The sequence below is a fragment of the Umezakia ovalisporum Ak1311 genome, from assembly GCF_029891685.1.
GTDB lineage: Bacteria > Cyanobacteriota > Cyanobacteriia > Cyanobacteriales > Nostocaceae > Umezakia > Umezakia ovalisporum.
In genome coordinates this window covers 57,241-72,753 of the sequence record NZ_JANQDJ010000009.1, presented here as the reverse complement: position 1 = coordinate 72,753, position 15,513 = coordinate 57,241, and the positions used below count along the sequence as shown (strand labels likewise).

At 38.7% G+C, this 15,513-nt stretch carries 14 protein-coding genes; 5 read left to right on the top strand and 9 right to left on the bottom strand.

Features of this window, described 5'->3' with window-relative positions; translation table 11 throughout:
* The first annotated feature begins 138 nt into the window (after positions 1-138).
* A complete protein-coding gene (recJ, locus tag NWP25_RS01505; RefSeq protein ID WP_280698747.1) occupies positions 139-2,295 on the top strand; it encodes a single-stranded-DNA-specific exonuclease RecJ in 2,157 nt (718 codons plus the stop codon).
* Between the two features lie 25 nt (positions 2,296-2,320).
* On the opposite strand, the gene psb30 is transcribed toward recJ, so the two are convergent.
* Complete coding sequence (gene psb30 / locus NWP25_RS01500; protein ID WP_280652456.1) at positions 2,321-2,443, bottom strand: photosystem II reaction center protein Ycf12/Psb30; 123 nt, start codon at positions 2,441-2,443, stop codon at positions 2,321-2,323.
* Positions 2,444-2,567: 124 nt separating this feature from the next.
* On the opposite strand from psb30, the gene NWP25_RS01495 reads away from it, so the two are divergent.
* The 3 genes from NWP25_RS01495 (at position 2,568) to NWP25_RS01485 (ending at position 3,840) form a co-directional block, all read left to right on the top strand.
* On the top strand, positions 2,568-2,918 hold the full coding sequence (locus NWP25_RS01495; protein ID WP_280652457.1) for a YkgJ family cysteine cluster protein: 351 nt from the start codon (positions 2,568-2,570) through the stop codon (positions 2,916-2,918).
* A gap of 149 nt (positions 2,919-3,067) precedes the next feature.
* Complete coding sequence (locus NWP25_RS01490; RefSeq protein ID WP_280698784.1) at positions 3,068-3,499, top strand: TMEM165/GDT1 family protein; 432 nt, start codon at positions 3,068-3,070, stop codon at positions 3,497-3,499.
* A gap of 47 nt (positions 3,500-3,546) precedes the next feature.
* Positions 3,547-3,840: a TMEM165/GDT1 family protein gene (locus NWP25_RS01485; RefSeq protein WP_280652458.1), complete on the top strand. Its 294-nt coding sequence runs from the start codon at positions 3,547-3,549 to the stop codon at positions 3,838-3,840.
* Positions 3,841-3,861: 21 nt separating this feature from the next.
* Here the strand turns inward: NWP25_RS01485 and NWP25_RS01480 are convergent, their stop codons facing one another.
* The 7 genes from NWP25_RS01480 to NWP25_RS01450 all read right to left on the bottom strand — a co-directional run bounded on the left by NWP25_RS01480 (position 3,862) and on the right by NWP25_RS01450 (position 13,671).
* Positions 3,862-4,356, bottom strand: coding sequence for a hypothetical protein (locus tag NWP25_RS01480; protein WP_280652459.1), 495 nt, complete (start codon positions 4,354-4,356; stop codon positions 3,862-3,864).
* Between the two features lie 388 nt (positions 4,357-4,744).
* Positions 4,745-7,327, bottom strand: coding sequence for a GAF domain-containing protein (locus NWP25_RS01475; protein ID WP_280652460.1), 2,583 nt, complete (start codon positions 7,325-7,327; stop codon positions 4,745-4,747).
* A gap of 507 nt (positions 7,328-7,834) precedes the next feature.
* Positions 7,835-8,653, bottom strand: a complete 819-nt coding sequence (locus tag NWP25_RS01470; RefSeq protein ID WP_280652461.1) for an HAD-IIB family hydrolase — start codon at positions 8,651-8,653, stop codon at positions 7,835-7,837.
* A gap of 6 nt (positions 8,654-8,659) precedes the next feature.
* Positions 8,660-9,379, bottom strand: coding sequence for a DevA family ABC transporter ATP-binding protein (locus NWP25_RS01465; protein ID WP_280652462.1), 720 nt, complete (start codon positions 9,377-9,379; stop codon positions 8,660-8,662).
* 249 nt (positions 9,380-9,628) lie between these two features.
* Complete coding sequence (devC, locus tag NWP25_RS01460; RefSeq protein WP_280652463.1) at positions 9,629-10,783, bottom strand: ABC transporter permease DevC; 1,155 nt, start codon at positions 10,781-10,783, stop codon at positions 9,629-9,631.
* A gap of 83 nt (positions 10,784-10,866) precedes the next feature.
* Positions 10,867-12,306, bottom strand: coding sequence for an HlyD family efflux transporter periplasmic adaptor subunit (locus NWP25_RS01455; RefSeq protein WP_280698745.1), 1,440 nt, complete (start codon positions 12,304-12,306; stop codon positions 10,867-10,869).
* Positions 12,307-12,915: 609 nt separating this feature from the next.
* A complete protein-coding gene (locus tag NWP25_RS01450; RefSeq protein ID WP_280652465.1) occupies positions 12,916-13,671 on the bottom strand; it encodes a phycocyanobilin:ferredoxin oxidoreductase in 756 nt (251 codons plus the stop codon).
* A gap of 407 nt (positions 13,672-14,078) precedes the next feature.
* Between NWP25_RS01450 and NWP25_RS01445 the strand changes: the two genes are divergently transcribed.
* Positions 14,079-14,711, top strand: a complete 633-nt coding sequence (locus NWP25_RS01445) for a hypothetical protein (protein ID WP_280698744.1) — start codon at positions 14,079-14,081, stop codon at positions 14,709-14,711.
* Between the two features lie 166 nt (positions 14,712-14,877).
* Here the strand turns inward: NWP25_RS01445 and NWP25_RS01440 are convergent, their stop codons facing one another.
* The gene (locus NWP25_RS01440; protein WP_280652467.1) at positions 14,878-15,471 is read right to left on the bottom strand and encodes a Maf family protein; all 594 of its coding nucleotides are present in this window, start codon (positions 15,469-15,471) and stop codon (positions 14,878-14,880) included.
* Between the last annotated feature and the right edge of the window lie 42 nt (positions 15,472-15,513).

Here is a 15,513-nt window from a genome sequence, read left to right as displayed (position 1 = left end):
CATCCTCATGGAAATTTTCCAGGGGCGGTCTGTGTATATCCTTAATAACCAAGGTAGATTAGTTTAAGTCCAGAAAAAATGTTATTAGAATAACTTAAGTAAAAACTTTTCAAAGCAATACTGACAAATGAGATATTAATGGTTGAACAAGCTTTCCCAAAACCCACTAATTTCAACAAGCCTTTACCCAACCAACGCTGGGAAATTTATCCCCAGCAACCACAACTTGCCGAAAACCTGGGACAAGTCACCAATCTTCTGCCCATTATTAGCCAGTTATTAATTAATCGTGGCATTAAAACACCAGAAGCAGCAAAAGCTTTTTTAGATCCAGAGTCTATAGTATTACCTTCACCCCTAGATGAATTTCCCGATTTAGAAGAGAGTGTAGAGTTGTTGCAACAGGCCATAGCTTCCCAGGGTAAAATAGCAATCTGTGGTGACTATGATGCCGATGGCATGACTAGCACAGCGTTGCTATTGCGTAGTCTCCGCAGTTTGGGCGCTCAAATCAATTACGCTATCCCCAGTCGAATGCACGATGGTTATGGTATTAACAATCGCATTGTTGAAGAGTTTCACCGTGAAAATGTCAAACTAATTCTCACTGTAGATAATGGCATCTCTGCTTATGAACCCATTGCCAGAGCTAGACAACTCGGTTTAAATGTAATCGTCACCGACCACCACGACCTCCCACTACAACTCCCCCCAGCTAACGCTATCCTCAACCCCAAACTCATCCCCGAATCCTCACCTTATCGCAGTCTGGCTGGTGTTGGTGTCGCCTACATCTTAGCCATATCTCTAGCCCAAAAGTTAAAACAAGTCAAAGGCTTAGTAGAGCCAATGTTAGCGTTATTTACTTTAGGAACAATTGCAGATTTAGCTCCCTTAACAGGTGTGAACCGTCGCTGGGTGAAACGCGGTTTAAAAATTTTACCCAAATCTAATCTACCTGGTATAAAAGCATTAATTCAAGTCGCCGGATTACAGGCAATACAAGACGGACAAAAAGAATTAACACCAAAAACTCCTCTTTCATCTTCCTCTAATTCTAAATCTTTAAAACCAGAAGATATTGGTTTTCGTTTAGGACCACGTATTAATGCTGTTGGTCGCATTGGTGATCCTCAAATAGTGATTGAATTATTAACTACAGATGATACAGAGGTAGCACTAGCACGAGCTTTAGAGTGCGAATCAACAAACACCCGCCGTCAGGAAATGTGCGAAGAAATTGAGCGAGAAGCTATTCTTTATGTGGAATCAGAATTTGTGTCTTCTCTTTCACAAGACCGGGTATTGGTAATTGTTCAACCTCATTGGCATCACGGAGTCATTGGCATTGTCGCCTCTCGCCTAGTGGAACGGTACGGTGTGCCTGTATTCATTGGCACTTACGAAAATAATGAAAAAATTCGTGGTTCGGCTCGTGGTATTCCTGAGTTTAATGTGTTTGCGGCTTTACAATATTGTCACAACTTACTTGGTAAATTTGGTGGACACAAAGCCGCAGGTGGTTTTTCTTTACCAGCCCAGAACTTGCCAATGTTGCGATGCCGATTATCCGAATTTGCTCATCAATGTCTAGAATTGCAACATCTCCAACCACTGATTAAAATTGACACTCAAGTTGACTTTAATCAAATCAATCAGCAGCTTTACCAACACATCAATTATCTTCATCCCTGCGGTATGGAGAATCCCGACCCTTTGTTTTGGACATTTAACGTCGCAATTGTTGAGCAAAAAATCATTGGTAAGGGTCACATTAAATTAACTTTCAGCCAAACTATTCATAGTCAACAATATAAAATTCAAGCCATAGCCTGGCGTTGGCAACAATACTTCCCTCTACCCCCCCAAGTAGATATTGCTTACAGACTGCGAGAAAATCACTTTAATGGCAACACCACCATACAATTAGAACTAGTCGGTATAAGACTTCCCCATCAGCACCAAGCCATTAACTACCAACAACCACCCTCATCTCACCTATTTTCTCATTCCCCACCTAGTCCATTAACCACTAACTTTGAGTACGACCAGGGACATTACACTTGTGGTATTTATCACAACCATCTTCCACCGGAATTAAGAATTAAAAATCCTGAAGGCAATATCTTAGTCATTCAACCAGGGCGTACCATTGGCTTATTAGGGAAAAACCGTCAAGAATGTGTACAAGTTGACATATGTCAACCACAGTACAACAAAATTATCAAAGCTGCTCTTAAAGCATTATCATCTCTGAGTCCTGAGTCAATTTTCAATTTTAAACAAATGTCTTGAACTCAGCACTCAGAGTATCGCACCATTACAGATTGCCGTTGCGAAATGCTAGTAAAAATATTACTGCTGGTCCAGCAATAACGATTAATCCAATGGAAGCTAGCTGAAAAATGACTTCCCAATTGAGATTGCTTAAAGTGTCAAACATTTTTTCCCTTATCCTCTTATTTGCCTTGAAAAATACAGTAACTCAAACAACTCGCCATTAATCATATCTGGCCATGAGCTGTTACATTTAATTTACTTAACAAAATTATAGGAAAATCAATAAAATGGCAAATTGGCAATGTGTTAAACAATGTGGCGCTTGCTGTAATCTAAACCCAGACGAGCGTCCAGACCTGGAAGAATACCTCACACCACGAGAGTTAGAACTATACCTGAGCATGGTAGGCGAACATGGATGGTGCATTAATTTCGACCATACCAGCCGAGAATGCCGCATTTACGCCAATCGTCCCCGTTTTTGCCGTGTGGAACCAGAGATATTTCACGATATGTATGGGATTGAACCAGAAGAACTCAATGATTTTGCTATTGACTGCTGTCGCGAGCACATAGAAGGGGTTTATGGCCATCGCAGTTTGGAAATCCTCCGCTTTAACAAAACCATTGGTTTCTAGCAATTTTTGAAGACACCATTGACTAACAAAGGAGAACCAAGCCCCTGTTAGACAACAAGGCATTTTTGGTAGTGGGGTTGAAATTTATGACAAAAATCTGAGAAAATGAGAACAATATGAAAGCAATCACGCAACTACAACTACTGCCTGTGAAACTTGACTCAGTAACTGCAAGTTTTTCTGTTACATCTGAAACAGAAAACCAGCCAGAAACAAACCACTGCAATGAATCTAACTTAACCGCTACAATCATCGAGCCACCTCACCCCATAGTTACTGATAGTCAAAAAAACCACGAATCAGTAGCGGCAATTTTCGGTAGCACTTTCCTGACTATATTTCTCGCAGAAATTGGAGATAAAACTCAGCTATCTACCTTACTAATGAGTGCAGAATCTCATGCACCTTGGATAGTCTTTCTAGGCTCTGCAATGGCACTCATTACCACTAGTTTGTTAGGAGTGCTTTTAGGTGCTTGGATGGCCAATCGTCTCAGTCCAAAAGCTGTAGAAAAATCAGCAGGTATGATGTTATTATTTATTTCCGTCATGCTGTTTTGGGATGTAATTCGTAATTCCTAATTGACAGTCTTAACCGCTCTCTACTACCTACAGATATACATCGACATATGGATTGGCATCTATTAGGACTCAGCTTCGTTACAGTTTTTCTCTCAGAATTAGGTGACAAAAGCCAATTAGCCGCCATCGCACTTTCTGGCCGTTCTCAGTCTCGGCGAGCAGTGTTTTTCGGTACTGCTGGCGCACTATTGCTTACCAGCTTTGTGGGAGCATTAGCAGGTGGTGCTGTGGCAGAATTATTGCCTACTCGCCTGTTGAAAGCAATAGCCGCTGTAGGTTTTGCCATCCTAGCCGCACGGCTGCTATTGTTTAACAATGAAGCACCAGCCGATGCTGAATAACACAGCGCCCTACAAAAACCCTCACTTGAGTTGTTCTCGCCAGCACCAGTTTAAAAGCATTCCACCTGCCAATACTTTGACTACTTCTAGTAGAAAATAACTACTATGTAGCAAACTCATTTCTGTTGGCATTGTAAACGCTGTTTCAAACACATTCAAACGACTACCAATAGCACACATTTGTGGAGTGAGAAAATAGGTATCCAGCAAAGTAATTCCCAGCAACATTACTGAAAAAACAATACTTTTACTACTCCAGCAAGATTTGGTTTTGCCCCAAGCAAGCACACCAGTGAAAACTAAAGCCGCAGATAACAATTCCAGGCGATTAAAATTCCAAAAAATCACATAGCCTACTGTAGCAAAATCCGTCCGACTCATCATCCCAGAAAAGTAAAGACTAGGCATAATTACCCAGTCTAAAACCAGGCTCCCACTCAACCAAAAACCCAAGGCAAAAATAGTAGCTGTTTGCCAAGTTGGTCGCTTGAATTCAAATGTAGAGGTAGCATTCATAAAAACAATAATGGCTTGTGTTCTATGTTTCGAGTTTAGCGGAAAGAATTGTTCTTACAGCACATATATATTCTTTTTTACAAATAGACTTATAACTTCAAAAAGTCATAATTGTTATTTTGACGTTGCTCAAACCAAGTATGTGTTTCCTCTAAAAACCTTCCTAGTTACCTTTATACCAAGGTTTTCACAACTGGACTTAACAAGTCAAATCACCAACAGCATTATTTTTTTATATTGATAAAATATTAACTTTATTTACAAATATTCATGTGCCTTTCATCTCAGTTAGGCACAAAACAGCAGGGAAAATGCTCACCCCGCAAAAATTTTATCATTATCCATACCTCAAATTCCTGCAAGGTGCTGTAGTTCAGTCTTTAGTAGTTTACTTTTCTTCAAAAGTCCAAGCTCCTTGATCCCATTCAAAATCTGTTGGCGGTGATTGCAACCAATGTTGACAACGTAAAAGATGCAACATAGCAGCTTTATCTTGGTTATCAACTCCTAAAACTTTGGCAAACTCACCTCTAGCATATTTAAACTGGCGATTGAGGTAATACTCCCGTCCTTTGTGATAATACTCAATTAATTGTAATTTTTCCCTAGTAATGGGATCGGAACGCAAACCCACCAATTCGTAAATAGCTACTGGCTTACTTCTGCCTTTGACACGAATGTAATCTAATTCTCGCGTCCAAATACGTTCTTGGCAAGGTTTAAAAGTATTCTTACTCAGAATAATGTCACAACCGTATTGCTTAGTGATACTTTCTAATCTTGAACCAAGATTAACACCATCACCAATGGCAGTAAACTCCATCCGCTTACTAGAGCCAATATTACCACTAATCACAGTATCAGAATTGATGCCAATGCCAATTTTAATTCTTGACTTACCAGCAGCATGGCGGCGTTGATTAAACTCCTGTAAGCGATGGCGCATTTCTAATGATGTTTGCACAGCCATCCAAGCGTGATCTTTCAAAGGTAAAGGCGAACCAAATACAGCCATGATCGCATCCCCGATATACTTATCCAAAGTGCCTTTATGTTTAAAAATCGCCTCTACCATTGATTCAAAATACTCATTCAGCAAACTCACCACCTCTTCAGCTTCTAAATTTTCTGTCAAAGTAGTGTAACCGCGAATATCAGAAAATAAAATTGAAACTTCTTTGCGATCGCCCCCTAATTTAGCATCATCCAATTTCAGCAATTCTTCTGCTAATTCTTGAGTCATGTAGCGATACATCGTACTTTTGAGACGCTTTTCATCACTGATATCTTCCATGACAACCACTGCACCCCGGACTTGCTCTTGATCCGTAGCATCAGCAATTGTATTGATAGACAAGTTAATACTATGTTGGTCTACACCATGACTCACAAGTGTACGATCAGGGAAATATTTCTGAGAAATCTTTACATCATTGCGTTGTATGGCTTGTTGATACCACTTACTAAAGTCACCTTCTTGAATCGCGATAGCCTCAGTAATTAATTTACCCTCCAAACGATCTTCAGGCTGTAATCCCAATAAGTGTTTAGCACTTGCATTAGCACTAATAATTAACCCAGCTTTATTAGTGGAAATCACCCCATTAGATAAACTACGCAAAATATCCTGTTGCATTTGTTCTTGTTGCTTGATTGTGGCAAACAACTTAGCATTTTGCAATGCAACACCAGCTTGAATATTAAACGCCTCCATAAATTCTTCATCATGGTGGTCAAAACTAGCTTGGAAGCATTCAGGGGCTTTCGGCCACATAGCCGGATCATATGGTGGAAAATCCCCTGATTTTTTTTTATTCACCAATTGAGTCACCCCAATCAATTCCTGATCGGTATTAAATACCGGCATACATAATAAACTACAGGTACGATAGCTATTTTCCCGATCCATTTCTTTGGCTGTATCTGCGTCAGGATGGTCATACAAGTCAAAAGGAATATTCAGCTTTTGTCGAGATGCAGCTACCATACCAGCAAAGCCCTTACCTATTGGTATCCGTAACTCCCTAGTACAACCATTATCATGGGTGATTTTACTCCACAATTCATTAGTATCACCATCTATCAACCACAACGTACTGCGATCCGCATTCATCAGCTCCTTAGCCTCATCCATCACCCGATGCAGAGTATCCTCTAAATCCAGACTACTTTGACTCAAAGACTTAATTGCCTTCATCAACCCTGCTAACGCTTTTTGTTTTTGCGTCACCACATAAAACGAGCGTGACGACTCTAACATCAATCGAATTGAAGGAGCAAACTCTTGAAATAATTGTTCGTCCGCCTTGGTAAACCCTTCAGTATCAATACGCTCTGATATTGGATCATCTGGATTATTTGAAGATTTTAATTTATTTAGTAATTGCACTACCGCTACTAATTTTCCTTGTTCATTCAATAGCGGCAACGCTAACATTGTATAAGTACGATACCCGTTTCTTTTATCTTGCTGTTTAGCAAAACCTGAACGCGGATCTTCATAAAAATCAAAAGGAATATTTATTACTTGCTTCAAAGTAGCAACTTCACCTGCAATTCCTTTATCTGCTGGAATCCGAATTTCTAGAGAAGCTTCTCCTTCCCCCTCAGCTAAAATTGACCACAGTTCCTTTTTCTCTTCATCCAATAAAAATATCGTCGTCCGTTCTGCTCCCAGCAATTCTCCTGTTTTGAAAGTAATCGAATGTAGCATTTCTTGCAGAATTGTTTCAAACCCCTGAGAATTTAACATTGATAAGGTTTGATGCACAATCTGTAATTTTTGCTCAACTTCTGTAACCACTTGTTTAAAAGTATCCTGAGTTAAAGGAGCGAGAAATTTTGAAATAGTCCCTTTTTGTCTCGCCAAATGATTTACAGCAGAACCTGCTTGCAAATATCGATGTTCTTGGTTGCTAATACCAATAATTAAGTCTGCATTCTCCCCAAAACTATTTTCATGGACTGACATAAATAATTTTTGATATAAACCTTAGATTTTAGCAATCACCAACAGCAAAGACCTTACCTAACTATTCAGCCATTAGTTACATCTTACACCAAGCTTAAACTAATATAACTTCAACCCTAGTTGATAGGAGAGAAAATGCCCAAAAGCTTACAGTTGTTAGTGAAAGAACACCCCCATAATAACTTGGCTGTACAAACCAAGTTTTCAGGTAAGGAAACAGAAAAATTAAGGTTTTGTAGCCTTGGTGGCTATTCTTTGTTTGGGTAGATGCAAATTTGCTCATAAGTTACAAGATATGGAATTAGCTACCTAACAGACGATTATTTTAAATATATAGTTCCCCAAAAACTGGCTAAATTAGTGCTTTTCCGTAAATATATCCTTAATTACTCTTTTTTGGCAACTATTTAACCATCTCATCTTTGTTAACTACAAAACTTAGAAATTGATTCCTTTAGTGAAACCGAGAAAATTTACAACTGCTGAGGGATGACCGATGAAGATTAATTAAATTTTTGGCTGTATTTCCACACTTTGCAAAATATAATCACATAACTCACAAAATCCTTCTCCTTCAGCAGCAGTAGTCATATAAGTAGGTTGATGTTCCAACTGATTTACATATTTACGTACATTTGCTACACCTACAGAAACAGAAAAATACTCAGGATCAAATAAACTTTCATCATTGGGACTATCCCCAACAGTAAGCACTTGTTCCAGAGAAAATTCCGGCAAGTATCCGCGCAACACTTCCAATAATCCTACAGCCTTATTTTGTTCTTGGGGTTTAATGTGACATTGCACATTACTATAAGTAAATCCCCAACCCATTTCTTGACAAAGATTATTCAATATTTTTAATTCATCTAAACTCAAACCCGCCACATCAAATGTCCAATCGGTAACACGGAAACGATTGTCGGCTGATTCCTGGATTTGAGGAAATTTCTGTTTTAATTCTGCAAAGGCCAGACCTAAACTCCGACGATGGGCCTCTAGGTCAGGAATAGGTGTTAAAGTTACTGGTTGATCATACCCAGAAGGATAGAACAGACCCCCATTCTCAGCGATCGCACCTATAATTGGCATTAAGTGACTTAATGCACTCATCCAACCCGCAGACCGCCCAGTGACAATCAATACTTTTATCCCTCCAGCCGCTAAATTTTCTAAAGCTTGCAGCAATCTCCCAGAAAATTTGTTTCTTGTCGTGAGTGTACCATCCATATCTGTAGCAACTACACGAATATTATTGAATGAAGCCTCAGACAGTTGTCTCAGAGTTGATTGATGTTCCAAAGAAAAATTTGGGTAACTGTACATATAGATTTATGAATTACGCTTGTCGGCGATGATTACAGTTTGGGAATCACGGGCTAAAACACCATCTTCCATTTCTACAATCCGATCAGCTATATCTAAAATGCGGTTATCATGAGTTACCAGTAAAATCGAAGTTCCCTGTTCTTTCGCCAGCCCCTGCATGATTTCTACTACATCCCGTCCTGACTGTTTGTCCAAAGCCGCTGTTGGTTCATCCGCTAACACCAATGGAGGATTATTGACTAAAGCCCGAGCGATAGCCACTCTTTGTTTTTGTCCTCCAGATAGGCTGTCCGGGTAGTAAGTAACTTTCTCTCCTAAACCAACAGCTGCAAGCATAGCTTGTGACCTAGAAATTGCTTCATGAGCACTAAGGTTATCATTGAGTTCCACCGCCATCTGCACATTTTGTGTAGCACTTAAAAAACCCAACAAATTGTGAGCCTGAAAAATATAACCAATATTACGCCTAATTTGTACTAATCTACTCTGACTAGCACCAAATGTTTCTACACCCAAAAATTTGAGACTTCCCTCTTGTACAGACCGCAAACCACCAATCAAGCTCAATAATGTTGTTTTACCTGAACCAGAAGGTCCGGTCATAATTACGATTTCCCCAGGATAAATTTCTAGGTTAATGTCAAATAAAATTTGTTTTTTTAGTGTGCCTTTGCCATAGTAATGATTGAGATTTTTTATGGCAATTACAGGTTCTTGTCTCATATTTACAGTGCCTTTCATCTGACTTAGGTACAAAAGGGCGGACAAAATGCCCACCCCACAAAGGTTTTATCATTATCTGTACCTCAGATTCCTGCAAGATGCCGTTAGTGGGTAATTAGATCTTGTGGTACTGAGTTATAAATGCAGTTTTTAACTCAAAAGTAATTATATATCATTCGACAATTATAAATGAGTTTTTTTAACAAACATGAGTAATTTACATTTAATTCGTAATTTATCATTGATAACTTAAAAAATATCTGCGGGGTCGGCAGAACGTAATTTACGTACAGCGATCGCCCCAGAGATAAAACACATAGTTATAGTCAAAATTAACACAGTTATTGCCCGCTCATAACTCATCAACACTGGCAGTAATGTGGCTTCTCTGGCTTTGGAATACATAAACATAGAAAAAAGCCATCCTGGAATATATCCGAAGCAAGCCAATAGAAAAGCCTCTTGAAGTATGACCATTAATAAGTATTGATGTGTATAACCAATAGCCTTTAATGTCGCATACTCTGATAAGTGATCAGAAACTTCTGTATAAAGGATTTGATAAACAATTACAGTACCTACAATAAAACCCATAATTGTACCTAAACTAAAAATAAATCCAATTGCCGTACTACTAGCCCAGTAATTACGCTCAAAATCTATAAATTCTTGTTTAGTTAAAATATTAACATCTTCAGGTAAATAATTCCGCAATTGTTCAGCAACAACATTACTGTTTTCTCCCGGCTGTAATCGAATCAGACCAATATCAATTAAACCGCGTTGACGGTTAGCAAATATCCTCAGAAAATTAACATCGCTAGTAATCAAATTACCATCTGCTCCAAAAGATGTACCTAAGGTAAATAATCCATCTACTTTCACCCGTCTTCTTTGTACTTCTGCGGTTAAAGTATTTCCTCGCTCCAATTCCGCCGCCACCGGGCCATATTCTTCTCGAGAGGAACCATCAAATAACACTACATCAGGTAGTTTCAGCTTATCTAAGTTCTCCTTCACACCAGGTAAATCAAACACATGAGATTCTGGATTCATACCAAATATAAGAATGCTCCGGGGACGACCTGTAAATGGATTTCTCCAAATCGTATAATCCAAATATATTGCATGTACAGATTCTACCCCTTGTAACTCTAAAGCTTTATACAACCTGCGCTGAGAAAAAGGTTGCATTGCTAATAAAGCATTAGATTGTTTATTAATCAAAACAATGTCGGCTTTTAAGCTACTATGCAACCGAACATTACTATAATAAAGTGCATCCCGAAAACCAATTTGCATAAACATCAGAATATCCGCAAAGGCAATACCTGCTAGCGCCACAACGAGGCGACTTTTTTCTCTAGTCAGTTGTAGCCAAGACAGAGGAATTTTAGGAGCCATTATGTTTAATTCGTAATTAATGCAATTTTGACAGTAATATTTGAGCCAAAGCTGAAATTGATAATAATTACAATTCAATCAGATCAATCAGAATTTGTTTGTTTGTTAATTTGGGCAACTACCTTAGCATTAGTAAAACCAGAAACTCGCTGACTGTCTTCGGGAAGCAAAGCAATTTTTACTTCCACAACTCTAGCGTCTACATCTGCAACTGGATCCGTACTTAAAACATCTTTTTTACCAATTTTTCTGCCAACCTGAATAACAGTACCTTTTAATTCCCCGCTAAATGCTCCATTTTCACTGATGACAGTAGCACTTTGACCTATACGCACTTCACCAATAGTATCTTCAGGAACTTCTGCAACAACAGTCATTTGATTGGTGTCTCCCATCTCAGCAATACCATTCGTACTAATAGCTTCTCCAGATTTAGTGTGAACTGCTAAAATTTCTCCCGTAATTGGGGCTTGAACATAACTTAATTTCAGTTCTGCTTCCGCTTTTTTAACATTAGCGATAGCATTACTTACTTGAGCTTGTCCTTTCTGAATATCAGTAGGACTAAATTCTCTAATTCGGTTAAGTCTTGATTGTTCTTCGTTAATTTGACTTTGCAAAGTCATCATAGTTTTATCACGGTTTACTTTAGCTTCAATCAGTTGTTGTTGCAAGGTTGCTAAAGTTTGTACTTGATTGGCTCTCGCCTCAGCTAGTTGTTGTCTTAAAGTCCCCTGAGCTTGTCTTAGAGTAGCTTGGGCTTCTATAAGTTGTTGATTAGCAGTTACCGCACTTAGTCTTCTTCTATCCCGTTCTTGCTGAGAAATAGCCCCTTCTCGGTACAACATCTCATATCTTTCTGCATCAACTTGAGCATTGCGCTGTTCAGCTTGAATGCGGGTAATAGTTGCTCTTAAATTCTCTTGTTGTCCTCTGAGTTCAGCTTCTAAGCGATTAATACCTGCTTGTTGAGCTAATTTTTCTCCACTCAATTGAGCAGCTATCCGAGCAATTACTGCTTGTTGAGCATCCCTTTCTCCGATAAACTGGGCTTGTAAGCGAGCAATTACTGCTGTTTGAGTTTCAATATCTCTAGGGGAAGCAACTCTTACCTGAGCTAAATTAGCCCGGGCCTCTTGCAGTCTGGCTTTTGCCTCTTCTACAGCTGCTAATTGGGTATCGTGGTTATCTAAAATTGCCAGTACTTGACCTTTCCTGACTCGCTCACCTTCTTGAACGAAGATTTGCTTAACTCGTGAAGAAGATTGTAAACCAGCAGCTGGTGCAGAAACTTTCACAACTTCTCCTCTTGGTTCTAAACGTCCCACGGCGCTAATACTGTTAGCCAGTGGTTTTACAGGGACAGGTAAATTGACTTTTTTCAACTGCTCAACTTTAGCTGTAGTTAGTAACCCAGCAGCGATAACAATTGGTAAGGCCACGGCGATACCCCACCAAATCTTAGGTTGTTCCGGATCAAGTAGCAGTTCTTTTGAGCTTTGCTTCTCAGTCACCCTTGACATGGTTGTTGCTCGTTTGTTGAATAGTGCTTATGGAAATAAAAAAAAGTAATTCGGAGGTAGCTATACCAATTCCTAATTAAGAAGCATTAGTTTTGTATCTATTGCACTCTTTTTTGCAATTGGCATTAAATTTAGTCAACCAGTTTTTAGTAATTAGCACACTGATAACAACAAACACAAACAACAATTGTTAAAACTTGGTAAGTGCTGACAATTTACTGTCAGATGTATACTCAACTCTACAGTCTTTTACAATGGTGCTTGCTAAACAGTCTTTTTAGTATTAAAAACTACACCAACGGTGGCAAAAAAACCTTTTTCTTTAACTTTTTCATCAACCAATTAGTAAGTTTGCTTACCTAGTCTTTTATGTTGGGATACTGTCAACTAATATCCCTAAACTTGATTGCAGACTTTATTATTGTTGTTTCACTCCGTTAAAATGTCTGTGAATGAATTCTACATTCATTAATTATCAAAAAAGGTAACATAATGTACAGATAAAAAAGTTTTTCCGTAGATAAATTACAGAAATAAATGGTAAAACTCTTGTGGGGTCAGCATTTTGCCCACCCCAGTGTACTTCACAAAAATCAAATATGCTGGATCTCAAAAAGCAAGCTTTTTTGAGTCTGGTAAATCAAATAATACCGTAGTCATGTAATTTTCTGCCCAGTCTTTACCAAAGGCTTTTTCTAATACTCGACGGGTTTTGTCATTTTGTTGCTGTTGTGTACAATAGTTGCGTTGCCCGGCTAAGATTTGCAAAGATTTTTCTGGGTCAACTGGACTGGAAGCCATGGCTTGAGTGCAATGTATCTCTAAAAATTCTTGCACACGGTTAACAAACCTTGTCTCTTCTTCCGGGGAACTAGGACGGACAAAAATACAAAATTCTGAGAATATATGACCCCATTCCGGTAAATCCCGGGGTTGGGCAAAGTTCAACCCCACCAATGCTGAGAGTTTGCCATAATATGAGGATGGTAACTTGCCTTCCAAGTCTACAGGAGATAAGTCAGCGATAGCCGCACTAATTTGACCTCTACCGCCTACCACGTCACAACCAAACATAGGTAAATCATATTCTGGACGCGGAAACATGACACAATGCAAGATATCTAGCATATTTCCCACTTTCGCCAATTCTAAGTGCATTTTGCGGAATTGTAGTGTTTGATAGCAGCGATTTTCTATCACTAGTTTTTCGCCTTCTAGTCTTCCCTCCACATACCCCAATTCTGAAGGTAGAATGTAAGGAGACAGATCTAGGTGGTTATGCCAAACTTCTTCAATACAATTAGCTAATTCCTCAATTAAAGGATGTTGTTGTTTTCGCAGCGAGGTAGTGGGAATAATTGACATCTTTTTCTTACAAATACTATGTATTTGTCAGTCTACCTTCTGCTGTACCCCTTCGTTTTAATTGGCAACATAAGAAAATATTTTTTTTGACCAGGCCGCAAAAACCCAAAGAAGAGCTCAGTTACAGACAACTGGTAAAAAATTCAACAATATATTCCCCACTTTTCCAAGAAGTCGAGGATATAAAATTTAATATCAATAAAAAATTGACACCCTAATCAAAATATTTTTTATTATAACTATATTTCAAATATTTTAAATTTTAAAAAGCTTCAAGGATATTTCTGTTAACCCCTTAAATTCACATGCCTAAATTGTTTATTTCCTCAGGACTTTCTAAATATCCTATCAGAATTTAAAATTTGGCTTTTTAAAAATTCAATGATTTTCCGTATAGGAGATTTTAAATGGTACTCGATTCATTTAATAGATGGTTAATTCCACTGGTTGTAACTACAGTCAGTCTTTACTCAAACCCGGCGAAAGCATTAGCACAAACTGTATATCCATTTAGTGGTGAATATGAAACCACAATTATCATCGAACCTATCTCAGACAATCTTGCACAAGTATCTGAGAGAGCTGTAAGTGATAATGCCCCCTATAATTTAGGACTATATGAAGGTCTGACATATTCTTTCACCGATGAAAACGGAAACGTAGCATTTAATATAGACCCCACAGTGTTTGGTATGGAAGGATATCCATTGGGCTACATCTCATTTGGCAATGGTGCTAATACAATATTTGGAAATGCTGATGCTAATGCTTCAATTGATTTTGAGAATTTAACAGCTAAAGGTTCCGGTATTTTGAACATTACTGGGGGTACAGGTATGTTTAAAAATGCTACAGGTACACTAACTTTTATTCAAGAAGACACCGTAAATTTAGGCCAAACTACCATTTTAAATGGTGTGGCTTTAGTCAACGGTTATATTACAGTTCCTCAATCAGTTCCAGAACCAACAAATATTACACCACTCATCGGTCTAGCTTTAACAGGAGTCGGTTTTTTCCGATACCTTTTCCCTAACTAATGTTAACAAATACATAATTTGAGATTCTTTCTCAACTAGTTTAATACACCTGCGTCAACCTCAATATTTGAATTAGAGATTCAAAAGCAGACGGTGCAAGCATTTGCCACATTAAAATCCACTTTGTTTCTCAAACACCCACTGGTTGACGCAATATTAACTAATGCTAATGCCAGAAATCAGTAACATCGTATCCCAAATCTTCTAACATATGTCGCAGCAGAGGTAAACTCAATCCAATCACATTGCTATGACAACCTGCGATTTTTTCTACAAATAAACTACCAAAACCCTCAAGAGCAAAACCACCAGCACACTTGAGGGGTTCCCCTGTGGCAACATAGGCTTTGATGGTGCGATCGCTCATTTTGGCAAAATGCACCCGTGTTACTTGACATCTGACTAAAGTCCGGTTTTGACATAAGTCTATTAACACATGACCCGTATACAAATCCCCAAATTTACCTTGCATGAACTGCCAACGAGCAATGGCTTCTGTAGCATCAGCTGGCTTGCCATAAATCCTATCATTGATAGCCAACACGGAATCACAACCCATAATCAAAGCCGATTCAAACTGTGGAGCTACAGTTTCCGCTTTACGTTGTGCGAGAATTTGTACCAATTGTGCTGGTTCATTGACTTGAATTTGCGACTCATCAAAATCACTAGGTTTAACTATGACTTCCATCCCAACACTTTGCAGCAAGCGGTGTCGGGCCAAAGAAGCTGAAGCCAGTACAAATAAAGGTGTTTTCATGAGACTTGAGCTAAAAGTGGAAATTGTTATCTACCCATGGGA

Excerpts from the sequence above, each read along its gene's own strand:
- recJ (WP_280698747.1), top strand. The coding sequence starts at position 139 with ATGGTTGAACAAGCTTTCCCAAAACCCACTAATTTCAACAAGCCTTTA.
- NWP25_RS01465 (WP_280652462.1), bottom strand. The coding sequence starts at position 9,379 with ATGAGACAAGAACCTGTAATTGCCATAAAAAATCTCAATCATTACTAT.
- NWP25_RS01480 (WP_280652459.1), bottom strand. The coding sequence starts at position 4,356 with ATGAATGCTACCTCTACATTTGAATTCAAGCGACCAACTTGGCAAACA.
- NWP25_RS01495 (WP_280652457.1), top strand. The coding sequence starts at position 2,568 with ATGGCAAATTGGCAATGTGTTAAACAATGTGGCGCTTGCTGTAATCTA.
- devC (WP_280652463.1), bottom strand. The coding sequence starts at position 10,783 with ATGGCTCCTAAAATTCCTCTGTCTTGGCTACAACTGACTAGAGAAAAA.
- NWP25_RS01445 (WP_280698744.1), top strand. The coding sequence starts at position 14,079 with ATGGTACTCGATTCATTTAATAGATGGTTAATTCCACTGGTTGTAACT.
- NWP25_RS01455 (WP_280698745.1), bottom strand. The coding sequence starts at position 12,306 with ATGTCAAGGGTGACTGAGAAGCAAAGCTCAAAAGAACTGCTACTTGAT.
- NWP25_RS01470 (WP_280652461.1), bottom strand. The coding sequence starts at position 8,653 with ATGTACAGTTACCCAAATTTTTCTTTGGAACATCAATCAACTCTGAGA.
- psb30 (WP_280652456.1), bottom strand. The coding sequence starts at position 2,443 with ATGTTTGACACTTTAAGCAATCTCAATTGGGAAGTCATTTTTCAGCTA.
- NWP25_RS01450 (WP_280652465.1), bottom strand. The coding sequence starts at position 13,671 with ATGTCAATTATTCCCACTACCTCGCTGCGAAAACAACAACATCCTTTA.
- NWP25_RS01440 (WP_280652467.1), bottom strand. The coding sequence starts at position 15,471 with ATGAAAACACCTTTATTTGTACTGGCTTCAGCTTCTTTGGCCCGACAC.
- NWP25_RS01475 (WP_280652460.1), bottom strand. The coding sequence starts at position 7,327 with ATGTCAGTCCATGAAAATAGTTTTGGGGAGAATGCAGACTTAATTATT.
- NWP25_RS01485 (WP_280652458.1), top strand. The coding sequence starts at position 3,547 with ATGGATTGGCATCTATTAGGACTCAGCTTCGTTACAGTTTTTCTCTCA.